Raw genomic sequence first — 21,964 nt, 5'->3', positions numbered from 1 at the left:
GAAAAGGTTTCAAAAGAGTGATGCAGAAAACTTACTGAAAGACATTCAGTACAATTGGCTTACGCTTTTACATCGTTATAATCATCACTTCGGTCGAATGCGTTCACTACATAAGAGCAAACCGCCTTCATTTTCAATCCCTTTTCACGTGCATTTTCTGCTGCTTGGTCAAGAAGCTTTTTCGCAATCCCCTGACCGCGCAATGAATCATCTACAAAGGTGTGTGTCATTGTCATGATGCCATTGTCTTCTGTCCATTCGATTTCAGCCGTTACTTTGTCATTTTCTTTGTGCTGGTACGCGTATTTATGTCCGCCCAGTTCAACAAGATCAAATCCGAAATCCTGGGGCAAATTCATGTCTTTTTCACTCATGCAAAATCTCTCCTTTTGTAGTTTCATCTCATATTCTTTAATCTACCACATTTACCGCTTAACTAAACAATGATTTGAGCGAATCAGCCATATTCCTGAAGAACTCTTTCACTTTCTCCCAAAAGCTCGGATCAATATCTCCCAGTTTGTCTTTAATTTTAGAAGCCATATCGGAAAGCTGCTCATTCAGCTTCGAGAAATCAATGTCCAATTTTGAAATCCGATCCATCAAGTCAATTAATAACTGGCGGTCCGCATCGCTTAATTGGATATTCAATTTACTCAATTGCTCATTGACAATCTTTTCGACATCCTCTTTTGTAGCCGGTTTTTGTTCTGCAATTTGCTTTTTGATGTCCGTCAGCAGTTTAGCCACTTCGTCTTTATCGACGCCCGCTTTTTCAGACAGCTTTGTCGCAAGATTCAACTCATCGTTTGCTGTATCGGTACGTTCAGTATCCAGTACTTCCCCCGATACTTCATAGGCTTTATAGATGCCGACCAGTGCAGAATGGCCTGTGACTTTTTTCGGTGCGGCTACCTCCACAACGGCATCTTCAATACCCGCTGTCAGCATAGCTGTGGCGTACATATCCGCAGTGACTTGTGTAATATTATCAGGCGTCACGATGTTGATGACCAGTCCTTCGCCTTCTTCCTGGCGAGTAATTTTCGCTGAAGAATACATGCGCGCGTTACGGTCGCCGCCAGGAATATATTTAATCAGATCATTGCCGTCCACTGATAACTCTTCCACTTCAGCTTCTTCCGCTGTTTTCAAGTCTTTCTTGACGATCTCCAATTCACTTTCAGATAGATTCGCGCCATATACAACGATTGGCACACCCAATTTTTCATTGATGACGTCATCCGCTAAAGCAGTCGGAGTTACAATTCCCGCCATCAATATCACGGCCAATAAAAATGATAACCCTTTTTTCATTTGGTCTCTCCTCCTTGTTCCTTACAATAGATACGTTGAGGCAAGCCAAAAAGTTCCGTCTGATTTATGATTTACGGTGCGTCCAGCCGTCTTGCTGCTCGATCCGGCCTTCCTTCATCAGTTTCCCGAGCGCGCGTTTAAAAGCGCCTTTGCTCAATTGGAACATCTCTTCAATTTCTTCAGGCGTCGATTTATCGGTAAATGGCATCTTGCCGCCGGACTGCTCCAAATAGGATAAAATCTGCTCCCCGTCTGTCTGCAGCCGGTCCTGTTTTCTTGGAAGCAAAGAACCGTTCAACGTACCGTCATCACGCATTCCGATAATCCGCAGTTCCACTTCTTCACCCAGTCTCGGTTCCTGCAGACGTTCTGATTCATGAACAAAAATCCGGTACAGATCTTCCGTTAAAAAGAAGGAGCCCACCGGCAGTAAGCGATAAGCTCTCGCTTTCATATTCTGATTGTACAGATTTTCTTCAGCAATCGTAAAATGATCCTGCACACGTTCTTCTGTCACTAAACGTCCGAATAAATTGCCGCCCGGATCGCTGCGCAGCGTCATATACAATTCATCGCCCGGCTGTGGCCAAAGATTCTTCAGGCGCGGGAAGTCTGCGCGGTTCACCAGCACTTCAAATGAAGAACCAATATCCACATAAGCTCCTTCTTCTTGTTCCAAACGAATGACTTTTGCCCAGCCGAATGTATCATTCGTTATGTCGGGCAGCTGTCCGCTCGCTGTCAATTCGCCTCTTCTGTTCATATAAAGAAAGACTTCGACCGTTTCGTGCTCCTTTGCATCAGGTGCTTCAGAGACATTCAGGTAAATTTCTTCACCGTCTGCATTCAATACCCAGCGCGATCCCTCTTGGCGAATGATCTCGAGTTTCACACGATTTCCTGCTTGTAGTTGTGTCATATAGGATAATCCTTTCTAGAGTGCTTTGCTTTTTAGTTTCTTGATAAATTCCGGATCCTGCTGCAGCGTCTCCACTAAGTCCGTAATACGGTCCATGGCATTCCAGCTCAAATGATGTTCAATTCCCTCGACATCGCCATAGATATTTTCTTCTTCCACCCCAATGATACGCAGAAACTGTTCCAATAATTCATGGCGGTGTACAAGCTTTTTACCAAAACGCAGACCGCGGTCTGTCAGGACAAGTCCCCGATAGCGTTCATAGTGCACATACCCTTCTTTGTCCAGCCGCTGCGCCATTTTCGTAACAGAAGAAGGAAGCACAGAAAGCGCCTCTGCCACATCTGACACACGCGCTTCTCCTCTTGCTTCCAACTGTAAATAAATTTGTTCGATGTAATCTTCCATACTCGGTGTAGCCAAAACATCTCCTCCTTATTTGACCGCCATTTCATCGTGAACCCATGTTTGGAAGTTTAGGATTCTGTTGCTTGGGTAAATTAACATTACAACAAAGAAAAGGAGTGATATAAAATGGCTCGTTTATTATGGCTTGTTATTGTAGTTCTTATAGCGTTATGGGTTATCGGTCTGGTTGCAAAAATCGGCGGCGGATTTATTCATATTCTTCTGATCATTGCAGGAATTATCTTTGTCCTTCAACTATTAACCGGAAGACGATCGGTATAGTAACTACTGGTTTTACATCAATTAATGCTCTTTCTGCTTTCAGGAAATTCTTGCGTACAGACATGTATTGCGAAGATCTTTCCCGTTAGCAGAGAGAGCATTTTTGCGTAAGATTCCTTCAAGATCGAAACCTGCACGCTTGGCCACCGCCCTGCCTTTGCTGTGCTTTTCATCACAATAAAATTCCACACGTTGAGCCTGCAGTTCTTCGATAGCGAAATCCGTAAGCCCCTTTACAGCCTCTGTCATATATCCATGCCCTTCGAATCTCGTATCTATCCAATATTCCAATTCGAACTTGCGGATACGCCAGTCAATTTGATGCAGACCGGCACTGCCGATTAATTCACCTGTTTCCTTCAGATAGATATGGAAGAACAGTTTATTTCTGCTGATGAAATCCGCAACACACTGGCGGACATGCTCTTCCGAAGTTTCTATCGTCAGATCAGGCTGTGCCCAGCCGGTCCAGCGGCGCAAAGCGGGCATAGAGTGGGAGACGGCTTCCCAGACATCTTTCGCGTCCTGTAATTCTGGCGCGCGCAAGGATAAACGTTCTGTTGTGAACTGTTCATTGAAATCTGGAATACGCTTTTCATAGAGTTCCCGATCTTCCCAGTGAACCGGTGTGGTCGTTCCTCCCAGATAATCTTCTCTCGTCATGCCGTATGTCACAGCATCATAATAGGTGTTTTCTTTAGGGAAAAACCATGCCTGGCGCAAATGTGCTTCCTTCACGAATCCCGCACGTTCAAACGCTTTACGCATGGCCGCGTTATCGTGCCTTGTATGCCCCTGTATGCGGATCTTTTCTTCCGGCAGTTCGAACACGTACTGCGTCAGTTTCTTCAACGCGCGGGAACCATAGCCATAACCTCTGTATCGATCGGCAATCCGCAAATCAAACAGCGGCACATCCTCCTGCATGTCGTACACCTTCACGATTCCCACTTTTTCATCTTCATTATTCTCAATCCAGAAGGTCTTTACATCATCTGATGCATAGCCGCCTTCTTCAATCGACTTTTCCAGCAACTCTTGACCCGGCTGGCTGATATCATGGTACGGCCAGGAGTTCGTCGTCATAAATTGAATCAATAAATCTTGTTCCTCTATCGTCCATTCTTGTAAACGCATCAAAATTCCTCCATCGTACTCGCATTGCGGCTAGCGATTTACTGCCAAGGTATCATATGGTCTGTTCTGCTTCCACAGCATGTTCATGCGCGATTTTTACCAAATCAGCCACATGCTTGTCTGCTAGCGAATAGTACACCATTTTCCCACGTCTTTCTGATTTTGCCAATGAATGTTCACGCAAATAACGCAGGTGGTGAGAAGCAGTTGCCGATGATGATTGAATCACCGCAGCCACATCACAGACGCACATTTCAGATTCCAACGTAAGTGAGTAGGCGATGCGCAGACGTGTTTCATCGGCAAGCGCTTTGAATATCTTTGCCATCTCCCTTACGTCCGGCAGCTCTTTCTGTATTTTCCGTACTACATCTTCGTGCACAATTGTCACGTCACAAGCATCTTGATTTGTCACATTGCCACCCCATTCGCAAGACTTAATATTACGGCCATTATATAGATTGCAGTATGAAAAATCAATTTACTTCAATAGTGTTTTGGTCCTTTACCAAACGTTTCTTGATTGTTTATTCAGTATAGGAGGGTAAGTAGGAAGAGACCGTTCCCCTGCGTTCCAGGCGGACGCGTGTCTTGCGGGCCCGCGGTGAGCCAAGCGAACAGCGAAGGGTTCGCTTTGCCTTAATTTTTGCGCTCTTTGCAAAAATTAAGGCAATACAGAGTTTTTTCTACAAGCCATTGTCGCTTCGCCCCCCTAAGTTGTCTCACCTGTCGGGCTGATCCTCCCAGAGTCGCCGCCTTCCACTCCGGTACACTGGCTGGCGTTTCAATATTTTTTATGTGAGTACGAGAATGAGCATACAGTCTTAGATTATTATAATAAGTATGGTGTTCATGCAATACTTATCATTCACAAATGACTCAGATTCTTGTGATCAATGTGTTAGCAAAGTCGAGAAACGAAACCACACCAACTTCATTCGCACTCTGCAAAAAAGCAGCATGACGTATATTCCAAACATCAGCGGAGGCATAACTGCAGTGCGGGGCTATGAGCACGAAGACCGGTTCAATGATCACGTCGGGATGCGGTATGATCACGCGGCCGAGCCGAACGATCACGTGGCCGGTGTGTATGAGCGGCTGAGGTTGGTCTATGAGCGCTTGAGCGTGTACTATGATCACCCGCCAAGCTTCTTTGGCAGATAGCCACGCTTTTCGCCAGTAGGTTCACAGCGTAAGGCAATCTCCCAGCGCCGAAGCGAGTTTAAACTGCAGACACATACTATATTCAAACCACTTGCAAAATCGAGAAACGGAATCGCACCACTTAATTCACGACTTGCAAAACAGCAGACCCGGTGTTTAGAATCAGTCTTCATTCGGCGGCATCTGTTTCTCGCCGTGAATTTTCTCGTACAGTTCGTCCTCCGTTGAGATATCCGCGAGTTTGACCTTCGAACGATAGGCAGCCCGGATGATGACGTGGCCTGCAACCGGCGCCGTCAAAAATACAAAGCCTATTCCGAGCAGCAGCCGAACACTGATAAAGTTTTCAGAGGACAGAAAATAGACGAACGCCCCTGAAAGGGTCAATAGGACAGCCAGAGTCGAGCTCTTCGTGGCTGCATGCGAACGGGTATAGACGTCCGGCAGCCGAATCAAACCAAATACACTTAAAATACTCGCAATTGCACCAGTTAAAATTAAGAGCGCACCTGCAAACTCACCCATCTCGCTTACGTTCAACGATTTTCCCCCTCTCGATAAACTTCGAAAACGCGATGGTCCCGATGAATGAAAGAATACCTAGAATCAAAATGGCTTCCAAGAATGCTTTGGTCTTCATCATCACTGACACCACCGCAATCGTCGCAATCAAGTTCACACCTATCACGTCCAGCGCTACAACGCGGTCCGGCAATGAAGGACCTAATATGATACGAATGACCGCCACTAAAATTGTCAGCGCAAATAATATGACAGATACAGTCAGCATGCCTTCAATCATCGTGTCACCTCCATAATCGCCTTTTCAAAGTTTTTCAGTTGCTTGATCAGTCCATCCCGCGATTCCTCTACATCCATCGCGTGAATATATAATTCATTACCTTCCAGGGAGACCTCCATTACGACCGAACCTGGCGTCAATGTTAGCAGCATCGACAGCATTGTCACTTCCACGTCACTTGTCAAAATAGTCTCATACTTAAAGATTCCTGGTTTAATTTTTAATTTCGGCCTGATAATCTGTGAAATAATCACGATACTCGACTGCGTTAATTCGCGAATGAAAATGAGCAGAAGTTTACACGCTGCGTATATTCTCCGCAAATAAAAATGTGTGCCGAAAAAACGATTACTGAAAAAGATAATCCCAATTCCGACTAAAAAACCCATGAAGAAGGTTGTGAATTTCAGCTCGTCTTCATCCATCAGCAACATCCACAAAAGCGCGATGAATAAGTTCAGCAAAAGCTGCAACGGCATGCTACGTCCCCCTTTCTATTCTAGATTGTCACCGAGCACTGCCCGGATATAAAGTTCCGGATTTGCCAGCGTCTGTGCAGCGTCCTGGATATACGGTGCAAGGAGTTCTGTACCCACTCCCATTGCGACAACCAGCAATGCCAGCAGCACAAGCGGCAGGCCAAGCGACTTGTCAAAATGTTTCTGATCATCTTCACTGATCGTCGTCTCACCCCAAAAACTGTTGAGAAAGATACGAAGAAGTGAATACAGTACACCTATACTCGACAGAAATGCAACGGCAAGAAGAACATAAGCCTTTACCTCTATCGCCCCTAAACCGATATAGACTTTCCCAATAAAGCCGCTGAACGGCGGAATTCCAGCAACGGCAAGCATCGTCAGGAAAAACAGCCAGCCCACAAGCGGATAATTTCGGATCAGTCCGCTGATTTCATGAAACTTCGAGCGTCCCGTCAAATAGACGACCGTCCCTGCCAGTAAAAATAACAGTGCCTTGCTGACCATATCGTGAATCAAATAGTAGCTCGCTCCCTGAAATGAAGCAGTAGTAGAAATCGCTAGCCCCGTCAAAACGAAGCCAACAGAAAGAATGACATTGTACGAGACGATCTGCCGGATATCCGAATACGCAACCGCTCCTAAGCAGCCACCTACCATTGTAAGAATCGCCAGCACACCAATAATCTGAAACACCAGTGGATCATGAACAAAAATCAGTGTGAACATCCTGTACAGCGCATAAATGCCCACCTTCGTCAGCAAAGCGCCAAACAGCGCAGCCACAGCCGTGGGCGGTGCAGAATACGAACCGGGAAGCCAGAAATATAACAGCAGCCCCGCTTTCAAACTGAATACCAGCAGGAAGATGATACTGATCAGCGTGAGCAGAGGCCCCTGACCTGCTTCTGCAACACGCACGGCAATATGCGCCATATTCAGCGTGCCAAGCGCGCCATACAAATAGGCAATGCCTAATAAAAAGAACCATGAAGCGAGCACATTGATCAGTACATATGTAATGCCTTCTTTCAGTTGCATCTTCCGTCCGCCGAGTGTCAGCAAAACGTACGAAGCAAGCAGCATCACTTCAAAGCACACGAACAAGTTGAATAAATCACCTGTCAGAAACGAGCCGTTGACACCCGCCACTAAAAATAAGACAAACGGATAGAAAAACATTTCTTCTGTCTGTAAACCCGTTGTGCTAAACGCATAAATAAGTATGATACTCGAAACCACACAGGCAGCAAGCACTAGCAACATCGCAAACGAATCGCCAACAAATAAAATCCCGTGCGGCGGTAGCCAGTTCCCGAAATCCAGACGCATGATCCCTGTATGGCGGATATGTTCCAAACAATAAGCGGCAATTCCGGCTGAAGCAAGCAGCGTAACCAAACTCAACGCCCGCTGAAGCCGGATATATGGCCGTAAAAATACCAGCAGTACTCCCATTAAAATCGGCAAGACCATCGGCAGCACTAATAAATTATTCATCTCGCTGCCCTCGCAATTCTGATCCGCGGCCTGATTCCTGATAGACCCGGTAGGATAATACTAATAAAAAGGCCGTCACGGCAAAACTAATGACAATGGCCGTCAGTATCAACGCCTGCGGCAGCGCATCTGTATATTCTGCTGCCCCTTCCTGAAGCAAAGGGACGTCCCCTTTTTTCAAGCCGCCCATCGTCAGCAATAACAGATGAATCGCATGAGACAAAATCGCTGTCCCGAGAATAATCCGCAGCATTTCTTTCGACAGGAGCAAATAGACTCCCACCGCCACCAGCACACCAACCAGAAGGGTAATTAATGTTTCCATTACTCCACATCCTCACTGATCCCTAAAATAATCGTTACAACAGTTCCGAGCACCGTCAGCGCGACGCCTGCTTCAAAAACCGTCATCGTTCCAAGTTCCGTCTCACCGAAAACCGGCAGATCCACTACACGTGTCGCCTGCGATAAAAAAGGCACATTAAACACGATAGACAAAACACCCGTACCGACAGCCAATAAAACACCCAGCGCCGCCACACGTTTAAAGTCAAAAGGGGTCCCTCGGTGAACCGTTTCGATATCGTACACCAGATACAGCAGCACGAATGCCGAAGAGAGCACCAAACCGCCGATAAAGCCGCCGCCCGGATTATTATGTCCGGATAAAAACAGCTCGACACCGAACGTCAAAATAATAAAGAATACAATTTTGGTAACGGTCTGCAAGATCACATCATTTTTCTTCAGTTTGATCCGCTCCCCTCTTACGCCGCAACTTCACTAATGAAAAGACACCGAGTCCTGCGATAAACAGCACCAGTACCTCGAGCATCGTATCAAACGCCCGGAAGTCACCGAGTATCGTATTGACGACATTCAATCCGCCCGCCAAGCGCGAAGCTGTTTCATAGTAAATTGAAATGGAAGGATACAGCGAATGGCCCTGCACCAGCAATGCCACCACCGTCACAGCGATTCCTGAAGCTGTCGCAATCAATCCATTGCGCCATTTCGTTGAGCGTGATTTATGTTCCGTACGCCATTCCGGTAAGTAATAGAAACAAAGTAAGAACAAGACAGTCGTCACCGTTTCTACAATAATCTGCGTTAGTGCGAGATCGGGTGCTCGGAAGACCACAAACAGAATTGCGATAGAATACCCGAGCACTCCATTCAAAATGATAGCTGTAATACGAGAACGCGCAAAAAGAATGGCGATACTCGAACACATCATGACAAAAACAATTAGGCCTTCATTGATTTCAACCGGTGCATCATTTGAGAAGTCAAAAACAAACTGCTGAAAACCGGCGAGTCCAATCCCAATTAACGCAATGAAGATCAGCATAATATAGGCTACATAGTCTCGGACAGATCCTGTCATATAGGTTCTCGTGACAAGCGTACCGACTCTCTCTCCGAAAGTCAGAAATGCATTATACAACCGGTCGAGCGTCCATTGCAGAAACCCTAAACGATATACACCTTTCCAGTAGCCCAGGAAACGATAAAGCAGGATACCCGCTATGATCACACCAAGCGTCATGAAGATCGGCATATTCCATCCATGCCAGACATGAATTTCCGGCACCAGTCCTTCGATCGTCCTGAACTGCGGATACACAGCAACCATTGCCGGTCCTAAAATATAAGTACCGAGAATATTAGGGAAGAAGAAGAACAGTACGACAAGACTCGCAAGCACGAGCGGCGCAATCAGCATTTTAATTGGCGCTTCATGAGCTTCCCGCTGCCCTGGAAATGGCTCAGGTATTTTCCCGAAAAACGATTGGAATACAATCACCATACAATAGATGAATGTAAAGATACTTCCTATCCACGCGATGATCGGGAATAACAGAGCAAGTGAATCAAGTGTCAGTAAATTAGCATTTTGAAGTGACAGCATTGCTTCAAAAAATAGTTCCTTACTCAAGAAACCGTTAAAGGGCGGAAGACCTGCCATGGAAAAACTGCCGATTAAGGCAATCGAAAACGTAATCGGCATGATGGTCGCGAGTCCGCCTAATCTTTGAATATTCCGAGTACCGAGCTCATGGTCTAAAATCCCGACAACCATAAACAGCGAACCTTTAAAGGTCGAGTGATTAATCAAATGAAACAGCGCAGCAAATGTTGCGGCTGTAAACAAAGCGATATGCGCACTTTCAGAAGACGCAAATGCGAGCGATCCGACTCCGAGCAGACTCATGATCATCCCGAGCTGACTCACCGTCGAAAAGGCGAGCAGAGCTTTCAGATCCGTCTGCTTTACAGCGTTTACTGAACCCCAGAGCATCGTCAGCAGACCGACACCGGAGACCACATAAAACCACACTGCGTGACCTGCAAATACCGGTGTGAAACGGGCAACCAGGTAAATTCCGGCCTTGACCATCGTGGCAGAGTGCAAATAGGCACTGACGGGTGTCGGTGCCTCCATCGCATCCGGCAGCCATATATGGAAAGGAAACTGCGCAGATTTCGTGAAAGCACCGAGCAATACGAGAATCATCGCCGGAATGAATAACGAGTCTGCAGCAATAACTTCTCGCATCGCAATCAATTCACGCAGGCTGAATGTTTCGGTCATCGTATACAGCATTAAAAAACCCGCCAGCATGAAAAGCCCACCTGTCACAGTGATCAGCATCGATTTCTTAGCTCCGTATCTGGACTGTTTCCGGTGATACCAGAAAGCAATCAGCAAGAAGGACGAAATACTCGTCAACTCCCAAAACACATACAGCACGATTAAGTTATCGGATAACACCACTCCGAGCATCGCACCCATGAACAACAATAAATATGTATAAAAGCGACCAATGGCTTCCCGTTCAGAAAGATAAAATATCGAATAAAACACTACCAAACTGCCTATGCCTGTAATCAACAGCGCAAAAATCATACTCAACCCATCTAAATACGTCGAAAAATAGACACCTGCTGAAGGTATCCAGGGGAAAGTATATTGATAAACAGCATCATTTGAAAGTGAAGGAACTAAACGAAGAAGTAACAAGAAAAGAAACAGTGGAACCGTCATCACAAACCAGCCAATACGCCGGCCCGTCAAAAATTTATGTATAAATGGCACGAGACATGCTGCGATAAACGGCAGAAAAATCGCCAACAAAACGGTAATCAACCTTACACCTCCAAGAGAAATTTATCATAAGATGCCTCATCCTCTTGACTGAACATCATACGTTATGCATAATGAGACCTTAAGAAGAGAATGCATTCTCTACTGGAAAGTATACACTATTTTTCCGTAAACCGCATGCAAAGAGCGGTCAACCATGCTCTTGGACATCTGGACTAAGCTGTACAATGAGGTATGCTATATAGGAATCAAAAGTCTTATCTAATATGAAGAGGTGAAGAGTCATTATGGGCAAAATGAAAAGCCGTATGGACGAGAGCATTCTCGTTTGTGTGTATTACGGTCCAAATGGTGAACGTCTCATTAAAAGAGGATATAAAATTGCGGCAATCATGGACTGTCCGCTCTACATCTTAACCGTCGACCCGGCGCCGCTCGACGACTTCGATGCGGAGAAATCCGAGTACATCGAACGCTGGCAAGAGCTTGCGGAGGAACTGGATGTCGAAGCATTTATTATTCGCGATAATGAAAAAAGACCAACTGCTAAAGTCATCAAAGAGGTGGCTCATCAGCATGGCATCACACAGATCATCATCGGCCAGACCGCACAGAGCCGCTGGGAAGAAATCACGAAGGGTTCGTTTATGAATGTCCTGCTGCGCGAGATTTCTTTCGTTGACTTCCATGTAGTCTCTGTCGACAGAGCCATCAAAAATGAAGTCGAAGGAACATTTGAAAAAGGAGTCCGCGCATATCTGACAGCTGACGGCGAAGGATTCCGCATTAATTTCACCCTATCCAAACAAGCACAGTATGAAGGGATCTTCTTCAAGGAAATCGGTACGGACTTTAACAACGGCATTTTTAAATTCATGCAGAACAATAAAATTTGCCAAGTTCAGATCGAAGACGATCAGGTCGTCGAAACCAATAAAATTCAGTGTAGAGTTCACGACTGACATTACAAAGGCTGCAGGAGCCCGCTATTAACTTCTGCAGCCTTTTTTATCCGTGCTCGCCCGCGCGAAAACTGCGGTCTGCCGCACCAAAAATTGCCGTCACCGCACCATTTATGCGGAGCAGCGAACCAATACACTGTCCCAGCGAACTAAAAACTTGTTGAACCGCACCAATACCATGACATGCCGAACCAATCCCTCTCCCGCGCATAAAAAGCGGCACCGACTGTCTCAAACTCAGACATCCGGTGCCGCGCCTATCATTTATTCCGAGAGCTCTTCCCCGACAATCTTCACTTCCATCTCGAGATCGATCCCGAACTTCTTCTTCACTTCTTCTTTCACCATTTGAATGGTCTGGATATAATCCGCAGCCGTCGCTTCATTCTTGTTGACGATAAAGCCAGCATGCTTTGTTGAAACTTCCGCGCCGCCAAAGCCCTTGCCCTGCAATCCGCTGTCCTGAATCAATTTCCCCGCGAAATAACCCGGCGGGCGTTTAAATACACTGCCTGCAGAGGGATATTCCAACGGCTGTTTTGACTCGCGCTGAAAGGTTAAATCTGCCACAGTCGAATCAATATCACACTGGACACCCGGCGTTAACTTGAATTCAGCAGACAGGACGTAATAGCCCTTTTCGGTGATAATGCTCTTTCGGTAACCGAGCTCCAATTCTTTCTTTGACAGCACAAAAATTTTACCCGTATTGTCCATCACAGTTGCTTGCGTAATAATATCCTTGATCTCTCCGCCATAAGCGCCGGCATTCATCGCCATTGCCCCGCCGATTGATCCGGGGATTCCGCAGGCAAACTCCAAGCCTGACAAACAAGCTTTGGCTGCTGTTTTAGAAGCATCAATAATATGTGCGCCCGCATCTGCAATCATTATATTTCCGTTGATTTCAATCTTATTAAAATTGGCCATGTACAGAACGATTCCGCGTACTCCGCCGTCGCGGACGACCATATTGGAACCGTTGCCCAGCAATAAAATTGGTATATTATTTTCGTATCCGTAAGTTACAGTGTCTTGCACTTCTTTTATAGTGGCAGGCGCCACGACTACATCCGCCTTGCCGCCTAAACGAGTTTTAGTGTATTTATTCAACGGTTCATCCAGCAATAACCAGCCATCCTGTATTTTCATTTGAAGATCTTCAAACCAGCGATGTTTTGACATCTTTACCCAGTCCTTTCACTTTACCTGTTCCAGCTCACGCAGAAACAATCTTATCCCTTTATTAGTATGCTTGCAATGAGGATTTTTGACAAGGTTTTTCATTTTGACTTTTGCCGGATATTCCATTACAGTTTACATACTAAAGTCCCTAGGAGGAATGAAAGTGAGCAAGTGGAAAATAGATTCTGCGGCTTCATCTGTCGGTTTTTCAGTTCCTCATATGATGGTATCCACGGTCACAGGAAATTTCAGCGATTTTTCCGGAAACATAGAGGGTGATCCCGCTGACCTGTCAAAGAGTACGGTGCAGTTTCAAGTGTCTGTAGCCTCGATTGACACCGACAATAAAGAACGTGATATCCACCTGTGCTCAAAGGATTTTTTTGATGCAGCAGCTTTTCCTTACATGACGTTCATTTCGCGTTCAATTTATTGGATGGAACAAGAAGGTATGTATCGGATGAACGGCGATCTGACCATTAAGCAGACGACAAAGAAAGTCCTGTTTTGTGTCACGCCTATAGATCCTGAGGATTTTGAAGCCTGCTATGAGGCAGACGCCAAGCTCAAACGCAAGGAGTTTGATCTGACTTGGAATCGGGCGATAGAAGCGGGCGGTGTCATGGTCGGTGATACTATCGATATTCAGCTGACGATTGCCGTAAGAAAGAATCTTTCTTAATTGAAGAGGTTACCACCGCATGTTTCAAGCGACTTTCTGGCGGGTATGGGCCATAATAGGCGCTGTATGAACAGTACAAAACAGCAGCCGTAATGGCTGCTGTTTTTTTGCATCAGATGTCGCATGATCCGTCATTACACTGCAAGTTCTCTTCTCCGAGAACTTTCAATGATGGCTGAACACTTTCTTCTTTTGCCGCCTTTTTCAGTGACTCTGCAAATGTTTCGGCAGATTGAGCGCCGGAAATTGCATATTTCCGATTGATGACGAAGAATGGAACACCTTGTACACCGATTTGCCGTGCTTCCTCTATATCCGTCTGCACCTCATCTTTGAAGTCATCACTGCGCAGTACGGCTTTCGTCCGCTCTGCATCTAAGCCTGCTTCTTCCGCGATTGCCAGCAGCACTTCTTCCGTGTCGATCTGCTCGCCTTCAGCAAAATAACCATGCAGCAGTCGCTCTGTAACCTGCGCTTCTTTACCATGCTGCTGTGCAAGCTTCGCCAAACGGTGCGCATCCAACGTGTTCGAAGTTGTCATTTTATCCGTTTGATAATGAAGTCCAACCGTGCCCGCCAATTCTTCGATATTCTTCATCATGTTTTCCGCTTCTGTCCTGCTGACGCTGAATTTAGCAGCTAATCCTTCCAGCAGCGACTGACCGGAAGCAACCGGTGTATGCGGATCCAGCTGGTACGCCTTAAATTGCACATCCACCTGCCCCTCCAGTCCTGTCTGCTTCAGCGCTTGTTCCAATCGTCTTTTTCCGATATAGCAAAACGGACAAACATAGTCTGACCATACTTCAATTTTCATTTATTCCGCCACCTTCCTATATTCTATTTTAGATTTAAGAAAACGTGGCAACAATATAAATGCCTGGAATAGTAAAACTTACAGAATGAGGTGTTGAAATGAATGAATCATTATGGCTGGCTACAGCTGGCTCGCAAGAAAAATATCCCCCTGTACAAGATGATCTTTCCTGTGAAGTAGTAATTATCGGCGGAGGATTGAGCGGAATTGCGAATGCCTATTTTTTGGCGAAGCAGGGAAAAGACGTAGTACTCTTGGAAAAGAACAGTGTACTGCACGGAGCGACCGGCAATTCCACGGGTAAACTGACTGCGCAGCATGATCTGGTGTATGCAGATCTGATCCAGCATTTTGATACCGAGAGCGCAAAAACTTATTTCAATGCCAACGAAGATGCTTTGCAATTCGCCCGCTCCATAGCGGATACCAATGAACTGCAGGCAGCTCATTCTGCTCTTTATTCGCAGACCGCAAAAGGTACAGAAGATTTAATGAGGGAAAAGAAAGCCTATGAGGAAATTGGAATACCGTTCAAATTATCAGGCAAGGCAAGTGATCTGCCTTTTGAGACAGCGAATACACTGATTATAGAGGACGAAGCACAAATTCATCCGGTACGTTTCGGTCAGAAGCTTTTGAAGCTTGCAGAAGAGGCAGGCGCCCGCATTTTTGAACACTCACAGGTCGCTAAGCTTGATACCGACCGCCATTTCGTCAAACTCGCTTCTTCTAAACAAGTCAGTTATCGGCAGCTCATTATTTGTTCTCATTATCCGATTGAAGCGCTCGCAGGCATGCAGATTCTGAAACTTGATGTCGAACGTTCTTATATCGCGGCGGCAAAAACGGAAACTTCTTTTATGAATCAGTACATTGCCGTAGACAACCCCAAACGCTCTATCCGCACAGCAACGATTGACGGGCAGTCTTATTTGCTGCTGAGCGCAGAATCTCATCCGGCAGGTGCTGAGAAAGACACACAAATCCATTATGACCGGATCGCAGAAGACTTGAAAACGACGTTCCAGCATTCGGACATTGTCTATAAGTGGTCTGCACAGGACCCTTCCACCCCTGATCTCGTACCCTATGCCGGTGTGATTTCGGATTCATTGCCCCATGTCTTTATCAGTACCGGCTACAGAAAATGGGGGCTTTCCAATTCACTGACAAGCGCATGTGTCATTTCGGATGCTATCGTAGGCAGGAAAAATCAGGCGGCTGCGCTATATTCGCCGAGCCGTACAGATTTCGGCGCCTTATTCAGTCAGGCTCTGTTATTGACAGGCCGCACTGTCAAAGAATTTGCTGGCGGACATATTGCACGTACAGATTCACCGATCTGCACACATATGGGCTGCCGCACCCGCTGGAATAAAGGAGATCAGACATGGGACTGCCCTTGTCACGGTTCGCGCTTCCGGGCTGACGGTTCGGTATTGGAAGGTCCTGCTACCGAGCCGCTTGACCTGGGATAAAAAAAGACTGCATGGAGACGGTTTTGCCGTTTTCCATGCAGTCTTATACTTATGAAAGTGCTTCAGTCAATACCGGCACAATCTGTTTTTTACGTGACACAATGCCTTTCAGCAAAGCGGAGTTATTATTGAACGAAACATTAAACGCAGATCCTGCGCGTTCTGCTTCTTTCCCGAGCGCGATGATAACAGAATCACTGTTGATGATATCTGTCACAACGAATAAAAACAGGTCCAGATTCTTCTGCTCGATGACTTGTAAAAGTAATTCCTCGAGTTCTGCCTGGCGTCCGAGAATATCCTGCAAATCCACTGCGTTGACTTGGGCAATTTCTATTTTGACATCGCCGAATGAAAACTCTTTTGCATCCAGTCTGACTAATTCATTGACAGGAGTTGCACTTAGATCTGCTCCCGCTTTCAGCATGGCAAGGCCATATTCTGCTGCATTCACTTCAGCAAGTTCAGCTAATTCTTCAGCTGCCTTCTGATCTTCTGCAGTAAATGTAGGGGACTTGAACAATAATGAATCAGAAACAATGGCAGACAGCATGAGGCCTGCAATATCTTTTGGAATCCCAACTCCATGCTCCTTAAATAATTTATTCAGGATAGTTGCCGTGCAGCCTACAGGCTCAGCGCGGTAATATAATGGATCATTCGTCTGGAAATTTGCGATTCGGTGGTGGTCAATAACCTCCGTAACTTGTACCTCGTCCAGATCGTCTACACTTTGCTGTTTTTCATTGTGGTCAACCAGAATCACCTGTGATACTTCCGGCGAAGCTTTTTCAATCAGACGCGGCGCTTCAAAACCAAATGTTTCCAATGCATACGCCGTTTCTTTTGAAATGTTTCCTAAACGCACCGCTTCTGCATCCACACCTATTTGCTGCTTCAGATATGCATACGTAATGGCAGATGCGATGGAATCTGTATCCGGGTTTTTATGCCCGATGACTAACACTTTTGACATTCCTTAATTCCTCCTAATACAATCAGTTCTTCCAAAATTGAATACTTATATTCTACCACATTACTCAGGATTGACTAGTGGGAAATAATAACGCATGAATCTCCTCTTTATTATGAAGGAAATCTGCGATCGTATAACCGTCAAGCACAGAGAAATAGGCTTGCAACGCTTCATATAATACACCTTTCAACCGACAGGCTGAGGATAAGACACAGAGGTTTTTATTTGGATCAAAACATTCGACCAGATGAAAATCGTCTTCCGTTTTACGTACGAGTTCACCGACGTTTATGTCTTTCGGGTCAACGCTGAGACGTATTCCCCCGCCGCGTCCGCGAATTGTCTCGATCAGCTCGAGTTTGCCTAACTCGTGGACAATTTTGGTGAGGTGATTTTTGGAGATTCCATAAGCATCCGAAATTTCCTGAACGGTAGACAGTTCATCAGGTCGCTTGGAAGCAAGAAAAATCAAAACGCGCAGCGAGTAATCAGTATACATTGTCAAACGCATCGTATCACCACTTTCAGTTCTATTTCAAGTATAGCATTTTCAAACGGATTTTCCTTATTTCGCAACCGCACGCCTGTCAGGAAATCATGGCAGCTTTTTGAATGAACTGTGTCCAAATTTTGTATTTCATTTAAACATGTATTTTAAATATAGCTTTAAGCGAAATAATGTTTTATGATGAGAGTATCAAATCCGGAAAGGTTGTGCATTACCCATGTTAGATCAAAAAACTATCGACATTATCAAATCCACAGTACCTGTTCTTGAGCAGCACGGTAAAACCATTACAACAGTTTTCTACAGAAATATGTTCGAAGCCCATCCAGAATTACTAGATATATTCAATCACGCCAATCAATCACAAGGGCGTCAGCAGACAGCTCTTGCGAACACTGTATACGCAGCAGCGCAACATATTGACAACTTAGGCGCTATTTTACCGGCAGTTGTCCAGATTGCACACAAGCACGTATCTTTAGGAATTAAACCTGAACATTACCCGATCGTAGGAGAATATTTACTTGGTGCGATCAAAGAAGTTCTCGGCGACGCAGCAACTCCTGAAATTATTGAAGCATGGGCGGCAGCTTACGGCGTAATTGCAGATGCGTTTATCGGTGTTGAAGCAGAAATGTACGACAATACTGAAAATGCAGAGGGCGGCTGGAGAGAGTTCAAGAATTTTGAAATCGTAGACAAAGTAGAAGAAAGCGACATTATTACTTCCTTCTATCTAAAGCCGGTAGACGGAAAGAAATTACCGTACTACTTGCCAGGACAGTACATCACAGTTCGTACATCAATACCGGGCGCAAAAAACATCGTTAATCGTCAATACAGCCTGTCACAGAAATCTAACGATGAAACGTTCCGTATTTCGGTAAAACGTGAAGATACATTGCAGCCGAACGGCGTGGTTTCTTGCTATTTGCATAACGAAGCATCAGTCGGAGATATCATCGAAGTAAGTGCACCGGCAGGAGATTTCTATCTAGAGCCTACAGGTACAGAACCTGTTACATTAATCAGCGGCGGTGTAGGCATCACGCCAATGAAAGCTATGTATTCTACAATTGCAGACTTGTCTCCAGAGCGCGAAGTGGCGTTCCTTCACTCTGCACGTACTCGCAGCCAGCAGGCATTCGCGAACAAGTTGGAGCAGCTGAACGCCAAGTTGCCGAACTCAACGTATAAAGCTCTTTATTCAGAAGAAGGAGACGGCATGTTTACCCGCGAGTTCCTTGAAGAGAACGTGATCCCGGGAAGCGACGTGTATGTATGCGGACCTACCGGCTTCATGGAGTTCGTCATCCAGCAGCTTCTTGCAATTGGAGTACCGGAAGATAAAGTACACTACGAGTTCTTCGGGCCTGCAGTACAGCTTGAATTAGCAACAGTTTAATAACAACAGGCAAAAGCCCGCGATCTTCATATCGCGGGCTTTTTGTATGGTGTTATTGAGATTGTAAGCTATATAGAGACCGTTTCCCTGCGCTTCAGGCGGACGCGTGTCTTGCGGGCCCGCGGTGAGCCGACTTGGTCGCAAGTCGTCTCACCTGTCGGGCTGATCCTCCCAGAGTGGTTTTAGCCGCAGGCTCACACGAAGTGAGTCATGCAACCGTTGCCGCAGGACGCGGCGTACTTAGGTTGCCTTCCGCTCCGGTACACTAGGCTTATTTTTCAAAGTTTTTATGTGAGCAGGAGCATACCGTCTGGGACCTTTTTGACATTTGTTGTTTCATGCATTACATATCATTCTGCAAAGGCTCAAATTCTTGTGTTCAATGCGTTTACAAAGTCGAGAAACGAAACCACGCCAACTCGACTCACACTCTACCAAAAAGCAACATGCCTTACATATCCCACACACCAGCGTAGGCGCAACTGCGGGGTCGGCCGTGGCTATGAGACTGCTGGCACGCCTTTCGCCAGCAGGCTCATAGCGTAAGGCAATCCCCCAGCGCCGAAGCGGGTTTAAACTGCAAACGTATACTTCATTTAAACTTCCCGCAAAGTCGAGCACCGAAACAACACCACCTAAATCCACACACTGCAAAAAAGCAGCTTGACATAAATTCTCCACACCAGCGTAGGCGCAACTGCGGGGTCGGCCGTGGCTGTGAGCCTGCTGGCACGTTCTTCGCCAGCAGGCTCACAGCGTAAGGCAATCCCCCAGCGCCGAAGCGGGTTCAAACTGCAAACGCATACTTCATTTAAACCTCCCGCAAAGTCGAGCAGCGAAACAACACCACCTAAATCCACACTCTGCCAAAAAGCAACATGCCTTACATATCCCACACACCAGCGCAGGCGCAACTGCGGGGTCGGCCGTGGCTATGAGCCTGCTGGCACGCCTTTCGCCAGCAGGCTCATAGCGTAAGGCAATCCCCCAGCGCCGAAGCGGGTTTAAACTGCAAAACTCACACTTTATTTACACACTCTGCAAAGTCGAGCAGCGAAAAGGTGTTCATTCCACTTACCCTCTCTTCTTTTTTAGTCCAAACGAAGCAACAATCAGCGCTCCAACCAGAAACAGCCCCAGATATCCGACGAGCGGGTAGAAATTGCTTACCAGATTGGTAAAGCCAAAGAAGCTGAGGCCGTAGCCGATGACCAGTGCGAAAGCGGTGAACCACCTGAACTTAGCTGTTCCCGCCTTGATAAACCGCGCACTAAACGCATAGAACATGCTGACCGCCGTGTTGAAAATCATACCGTACAGCACTAGAGACATAAATATCGCAAACACGGGTGAAATATCATTTATGATGGCAAGCATCGGCAGTTCTGTTCCTGCCACCGATTCCACCTTTGAAAAAATCGCCAAATGACTCAGTAAAATTAAACCGCCTAAACCCAGGCCTCCGACAAAACCGCCCCAGCCTGCAATCCGTTCATTCTTTTCTGCACCGCCCATGACAATCGCCATCGAAGCACCGAGTGCAATATTGAACGATACATAATTAACGGCAGACAGAAACCAGTTCGGCAGCGTGGTAGGCACTGCCTGCGCCACAGGATCCAGCACGGCAAACGTCGTATCCATCGTCGTCAGACAATAGACAGATACGCCAATCACAGTGATAATCAGAAATGGCGTAATACTGCCGATTACCGATACTACTTTATCCACATCCAGCAGCATCGTCAAAAACACCAGCACGATCATCAGCAAGCTGCCTGCAAATGAAGGCAGTGCGAATTGCTGCTGCAGATTGGCCCCTGCTCCGGCAAGCATAACGACACCTACACCGAACAGCGTGAAAATGATGATCGCATCTACCACAAAACCTAAATAACGCCCGCTGATTTTATATATAACATCTTTATGAGAACTGGTATGCATGCGGCTGCCTAAACGGGTAAGCGTCATACCTAAGTAGGCGAACAGCGCTGTGCAAAAAACCGCACCCGCTATTCCCCATAATCCAAAACTTGTGAAATACGTCATGATTTCATTGCCCGAAGCAAATCCTGCTCCGACAATAATGCCGATAAAGGCGCTTCCCATCTTCAATATGTCTTTCATTTTCTCCCGATCCCTCTCTAGATTGGACATACTTTACTCATTTATTTTCTATATTTCGAGACGAACGGGTTGTCTTTCTCATAAAACCGCCATGGATAATGAACAGCCTCACCAGAGTTACCGATGCCTACACGCGGGCCGGTTTCTACTTCATTTTGCGCCAGACCATCTGCAATATATAAAGGTTTTTCAGCCCAGCTGCGGCCATAGTACTGCATGGTGACGCCAAGCGCTTTGGACAGTTTCCCCGGGCCATTAGTCAAATCGACTGCTTTCTTAATATGACTGCCTCGGTTTACTTGCATCAGCTCCAGACCTTCCACCGGCTCGCCGGCGCGCAGAAGCACAGCGTGTGGGGTTCCTTCAGCCGCTGCGACTACGTTCATCAGGACATGCGTGTGCATCTGATATGTATATACCATGCCCGCTTCTCCGAACATCACCTCTGTCCGCTTGGTGGGACGGTTGCTGAAGCTGTGCGCCGCCCGGTCTTCCGGTCCGTGATAGGCTTCCGTTTCCACGATTCGGACTGCCAGAAGGCCAGCCGGTGTTTCATGAACTAGATATTTGCCGATCAGACTGCGGGAAAGCTGCAAAACCGGCTCCTGAAAAAAAGATGCATCGATCGGTTCATACATAATATCTTCTCCTTTTTCTTCAGGCGAGGCCCTGACCTGCAGCAAATTCTCGATAGAGCATATGTG

25 protein-coding genes are annotated in these 21,964 nt (G+C 46.3%); 6 read left to right on the top strand and 19 right to left on the bottom strand.

Going from position 1 to position 21,964, the window contains the following annotated elements; genetic code table 11:
* Positions 1–59: 59 nt before the first annotated feature.
* From GDZ68_RS15370 to mntR, 4 genes are all read right to left on the bottom strand, one after another.
* Complete coding sequence (locus GDZ68_RS15370) at positions 60–374, bottom strand: GNAT family N-acetyltransferase (protein WP_153723198.1); 315 nt, start codon at positions 372–374, stop codon at positions 60–62.
* 58 nt (positions 375–432) lie between these two features.
* Positions 433–1,317: a DUF1002 domain-containing protein gene (locus GDZ68_RS15365; RefSeq protein WP_153723197.1), complete on the bottom strand. Its 885-nt coding sequence runs from the start codon at positions 1,315–1,317 to the stop codon at positions 433–435.
* A 64-nt stretch (positions 1,318–1,381) separates the two neighbouring features.
* The gene (locus tag GDZ68_RS15360) at positions 1,382–2,236 is read right to left on the bottom strand and encodes a CvfB family protein (RefSeq protein ID WP_153723196.1); all 855 of its coding nucleotides are present in this window, start codon (positions 2,234–2,236) and stop codon (positions 1,382–1,384) included.
* 15 nt (positions 2,237–2,251) lie between these two features.
* Positions 2,252–2,659 (bottom strand): transcriptional regulator MntR, encoded by a 408-nt coding sequence (mntR, locus tag GDZ68_RS15355; protein WP_153723195.1) that lies wholly within the window; start codon positions 2,657–2,659, stop codon positions 2,252–2,254.
* Between the two features lie 111 nt (positions 2,660–2,770).
* On the opposite strand from mntR, the gene GDZ68_RS15350 reads away from it, so the two are divergent.
* The gene (locus GDZ68_RS15350) at positions 2,771–2,926 is read left to right on the top strand and encodes a lmo0937 family membrane protein (RefSeq protein ID WP_153723194.1); all 156 of its coding nucleotides are present in this window, start codon (positions 2,771–2,773) and stop codon (positions 2,924–2,926) included.
* 39 nt (positions 2,927–2,965) lie between these two features.
* Here GDZ68_RS15350 and GDZ68_RS15345 read toward each other — a convergent pair whose 3' ends face one another.
* Together GDZ68_RS15345 and GDZ68_RS15340 are read right to left on the bottom strand one after the other, a co-directional pair.
* Positions 2,966–4,063: a GNAT family N-acetyltransferase gene (locus GDZ68_RS15345; RefSeq protein WP_153723193.1), complete on the bottom strand. Its 1,098-nt coding sequence runs from the start codon at positions 4,061–4,063 to the stop codon at positions 2,966–2,968.
* Between the two features lie 52 nt (positions 4,064–4,115).
* Entirely contained in the window at positions 4,116–4,478 is a 363-nt protein-coding gene (locus GDZ68_RS15340; RefSeq protein WP_153723192.1) for an ArsR/SmtB family transcription factor, read from the bottom strand.
* A gap of 545 nt (positions 4,479–5,023) precedes the next feature.
* Here GDZ68_RS15340 and GDZ68_RS15335 point away from each other — a divergent pair.
* A complete protein-coding gene (locus GDZ68_RS15335; RefSeq protein ID WP_153723191.1) occupies positions 5,024–5,230 on the top strand; it encodes a hypothetical protein in 207 nt (68 codons plus the stop codon).
* A gap of 162 nt (positions 5,231–5,392) precedes the next feature.
* On the opposite strand, the gene GDZ68_RS15330 is transcribed toward GDZ68_RS15335, so the two are convergent.
* From GDZ68_RS15330 to GDZ68_RS15300, 7 genes are read right to left on the bottom strand one after another with little or no spacing between them, the layout of a single operon-like run.
* The gene (locus GDZ68_RS15330; protein ID WP_153723190.1) at positions 5,393–5,770 is read right to left on the bottom strand and encodes a Na+/H+ antiporter subunit G; all 378 of its coding nucleotides are present in this window, start codon (positions 5,768–5,770) and stop codon (positions 5,393–5,395) included.
* Positions 5,748–6,032 (bottom strand): Na(+)/H(+) antiporter subunit F1, encoded by a 285-nt coding sequence (locus GDZ68_RS15325; protein ID WP_153723189.1) that lies wholly within the window; start codon positions 6,030–6,032, stop codon positions 5,748–5,750. The genes GDZ68_RS15330 and GDZ68_RS15325 overlap by 23 nt, the downstream gene beginning before the upstream one ends.
* Positions 6,029–6,511: a Na+/H+ antiporter subunit E gene (locus tag GDZ68_RS15320; protein WP_153723188.1), complete on the bottom strand. Its 483-nt coding sequence runs from the start codon at positions 6,509–6,511 to the stop codon at positions 6,029–6,031. The genes GDZ68_RS15325 and GDZ68_RS15320 overlap by 4 nt, the downstream gene beginning before the upstream one ends.
* A 15-nt stretch (positions 6,512–6,526) precedes the next feature.
* Entirely contained in the window at positions 6,527–8,011 is a 1,485-nt protein-coding gene (locus GDZ68_RS15315) for a Na+/H+ antiporter subunit D (RefSeq protein WP_153723187.1), read from the bottom strand.
* On the bottom strand, positions 8,004–8,336 hold the full coding sequence (locus tag GDZ68_RS15310) for a Na(+)/H(+) antiporter subunit C (RefSeq protein ID WP_153723186.1): 333 nt from the start codon (positions 8,334–8,336) through the stop codon (positions 8,004–8,006). The genes GDZ68_RS15315 and GDZ68_RS15310 overlap by 8 nt, the downstream gene beginning before the upstream one ends.
* Positions 8,336–8,761, bottom strand: coding sequence for a Na(+)/H(+) antiporter subunit B (locus GDZ68_RS15305; protein ID WP_153723185.1), 426 nt, complete (start codon positions 8,759–8,761; stop codon positions 8,336–8,338). Before GDZ68_RS15305 ends, GDZ68_RS15310 begins: the two co-directional genes overlap by 1 nt.
* Complete coding sequence (locus GDZ68_RS15300; RefSeq protein ID WP_194841195.1) at positions 8,748–11,162, bottom strand: Na+/H+ antiporter subunit A; 2,415 nt, start codon at positions 11,160–11,162, stop codon at positions 8,748–8,750. Before GDZ68_RS15300 ends, GDZ68_RS15305 begins: the two co-directional genes overlap by 14 nt.
* Positions 11,163–11,407: 245 nt before the next feature.
* Between GDZ68_RS15300 and GDZ68_RS15295 the strand changes: the two genes are divergently transcribed.
* Entirely contained in the window at positions 11,408–12,082 is a 675-nt protein-coding gene (locus tag GDZ68_RS15295) for a universal stress protein (RefSeq protein ID WP_153723184.1), read from the top strand.
* Between the two features lie 264 nt (positions 12,083–12,346).
* Here GDZ68_RS15295 and murB read toward each other — a convergent pair whose 3' ends face one another.
* On the bottom strand, positions 12,347–13,267 hold the full coding sequence (gene murB, locus GDZ68_RS15290; protein WP_153723183.1) for a UDP-N-acetylmuramate dehydrogenase: 921 nt from the start codon (positions 13,265–13,267) through the stop codon (positions 12,347–12,349).
* Positions 13,268–13,430: 163 nt separating this feature from the next.
* On the opposite strand from murB, the gene GDZ68_RS15285 reads away from it, so the two are divergent.
* Positions 13,431–13,949, top strand: a complete 519-nt coding sequence (locus GDZ68_RS15285) for a YceI family protein (RefSeq protein WP_194841194.1) — start codon at positions 13,431–13,433, stop codon at positions 13,947–13,949.
* Positions 13,950–14,061: 112 nt separating this feature from the next.
* Here the strand turns inward: GDZ68_RS15285 and GDZ68_RS15280 are convergent, their stop codons facing one another.
* Positions 14,062–14,766: a DsbA family oxidoreductase gene (locus GDZ68_RS15280; RefSeq protein ID WP_153723181.1), complete on the bottom strand. Its 705-nt coding sequence runs from the start codon at positions 14,764–14,766 to the stop codon at positions 14,062–14,064.
* Positions 14,767–14,864: 98 nt separating this feature from the next.
* Here GDZ68_RS15280 and GDZ68_RS15275 point away from each other — a divergent pair, with 98 nt between their 5' ends.
* Positions 14,865–16,244, top strand: a complete 1,380-nt coding sequence (locus GDZ68_RS15275; RefSeq protein ID WP_153723180.1) for an FAD-dependent oxidoreductase — start codon at positions 14,865–14,867, stop codon at positions 16,242–16,244.
* Positions 16,245–16,293: 49 nt separating this feature from the next.
* Here the strand turns inward: GDZ68_RS15275 and GDZ68_RS15270 are convergent, their stop codons facing one another.
* Positions 16,294–17,220 (bottom strand): manganese-dependent inorganic pyrophosphatase, encoded by a 927-nt coding sequence (locus tag GDZ68_RS15270; RefSeq protein ID WP_153723179.1) that lies wholly within the window; start codon positions 17,218–17,220, stop codon positions 16,294–16,296.
* Positions 17,221–17,284: 64 nt separating this feature from the next.
* Positions 17,285–17,731, bottom strand: a complete 447-nt coding sequence (locus GDZ68_RS15265) for an RrF2 family transcriptional regulator (RefSeq protein ID WP_153723178.1) — start codon at positions 17,729–17,731, stop codon at positions 17,285–17,287.
* Positions 17,732–17,921: 190 nt separating this feature from the next.
* Here GDZ68_RS15265 and hmpA point away from each other — a divergent pair, with 190 nt between their 5' ends.
* Positions 17,922–19,133: an NO-inducible flavohemoprotein gene (hmpA, locus tag GDZ68_RS15260; protein ID WP_304625394.1), complete on the top strand. Its 1,212-nt coding sequence runs from the start codon at positions 17,922–17,924 to the stop codon at positions 19,131–19,133.
* A 1,074-nt stretch (positions 19,134–20,207) separates the two neighbouring features.
* Here the strand turns inward: hmpA and GDZ68_RS15255 are convergent.
* Both GDZ68_RS15255 and GDZ68_RS15250 read right to left on the bottom strand, forming a co-directional pair.
* A complete protein-coding gene (locus GDZ68_RS15255) occupies positions 20,208–21,260 on the bottom strand; it encodes a YkvI family membrane protein (protein ID WP_153723176.1) in 1,053 nt (350 codons plus the stop codon).
* A gap of 41 nt (positions 21,261–21,301) precedes the next feature.
* Positions 21,302–21,898 (bottom strand): DNA-3-methyladenine glycosylase, encoded by a 597-nt coding sequence (locus GDZ68_RS15250; RefSeq protein WP_153723175.1) that lies wholly within the window; start codon positions 21,896–21,898, stop codon positions 21,302–21,304.
* Between the last annotated feature and the right edge of the window lie 66 nt (positions 21,899–21,964).

Source organism: Sporosarcina cascadiensis, from assembly GCF_009650995.1.
Taxonomy (GTDB): Bacteria; Bacillota; Bacilli; order Bacillales_A; family Planococcaceae; genus Sporosarcina; species Sporosarcina cascadiensis.
This window is presented reverse-complemented; position numbering and strand designations above follow the sequence as displayed.

Bases quoted from the DNA above. Each gene is read 5' to 3' on its own strand.
- GDZ68_RS15370 (WP_153723198.1), bottom strand. From the start codon at position 374: ATGAGTGAAAAAGACATGAATTTGCCCCAGGATTTCGGATTTGATCTT.
- GDZ68_RS15365 (WP_153723197.1), bottom strand. From the start codon at position 1,317: ATGAAAAAAGGGTTATCATTTTTATTGGCCGTGATATTGATGGCGGGA.
- GDZ68_RS15360 (WP_153723196.1), bottom strand. From the start codon at position 2,236: ATGACACAACTACAAGCAGGAAATCGTGTGAAACTCGAGATCATTCGC.
- GDZ68_RS15350 (WP_153723194.1), top strand. From the start codon at position 2,771: ATGGCTCGTTTATTATGGCTTGTTATTGTAGTTCTTATAGCGTTATGG.
- GDZ68_RS15345 (WP_153723193.1), bottom strand. From the start codon at position 4,063: ATGCGTTTACAAGAATGGACGATAGAGGAACAAGATTTATTGATTCAA.
- GDZ68_RS15335 (WP_153723191.1), top strand. From the start codon at position 5,024: ATGACGTATATTCCAAACATCAGCGGAGGCATAACTGCAGTGCGGGGC.
- GDZ68_RS15325 (WP_153723189.1), bottom strand. From the start codon at position 6,032: ATGATTGAAGGCATGCTGACTGTATCTGTCATATTATTTGCGCTGACA.
- GDZ68_RS15320 (WP_153723188.1), bottom strand. From the start codon at position 6,511: ATGCCGTTGCAGCTTTTGCTGAACTTATTCATCGCGCTTTTGTGGATG.
- GDZ68_RS15315 (WP_153723187.1), bottom strand. From the start codon at position 8,011: ATGAATAATTTATTAGTGCTGCCGATGGTCTTGCCGATTTTAATGGGA.
- GDZ68_RS15310 (WP_153723186.1), bottom strand. From the start codon at position 8,336: ATGGAAACATTAATTACCCTTCTGGTTGGTGTGCTGGTGGCGGTGGGA.
- GDZ68_RS15295 (WP_153723184.1), top strand. From the start codon at position 11,408: ATGGGCAAAATGAAAAGCCGTATGGACGAGAGCATTCTCGTTTGTGTG.
- murB (WP_153723183.1), bottom strand. From the start codon at position 13,267: ATGTCAAAACATCGCTGGTTTGAAGATCTTCAAATGAAAATACAGGAT.
- GDZ68_RS15280 (WP_153723181.1), bottom strand. From the start codon at position 14,766: ATGAAAATTGAAGTATGGTCAGACTATGTTTGTCCGTTTTGCTATATC.
- GDZ68_RS15275 (WP_153723180.1), top strand. From the start codon at position 14,865: ATGAATGAATCATTATGGCTGGCTACAGCTGGCTCGCAAGAAAAATAT.
- GDZ68_RS15270 (WP_153723179.1), bottom strand. From the start codon at position 17,220: ATGTCAAAAGTGTTAGTCATCGGGCATAAAAACCCGGATACAGATTCC.
- GDZ68_RS15265 (WP_153723178.1), bottom strand. From the start codon at position 17,731: ATGCGTTTGACAATGTATACTGATTACTCGCTGCGCGTTTTGATTTTT.
- GDZ68_RS15255 (WP_153723176.1), bottom strand. From the start codon at position 21,260: ATGAAAGACATATTGAAGATGGGAAGCGCCTTTATCGGCATTATTGTC.
- GDZ68_RS15250 (WP_153723175.1), bottom strand. From the start codon at position 21,898: ATGTATGAACCGATCGATGCATCTTTTTTTCAGGAGCCGGTTTTGCAG.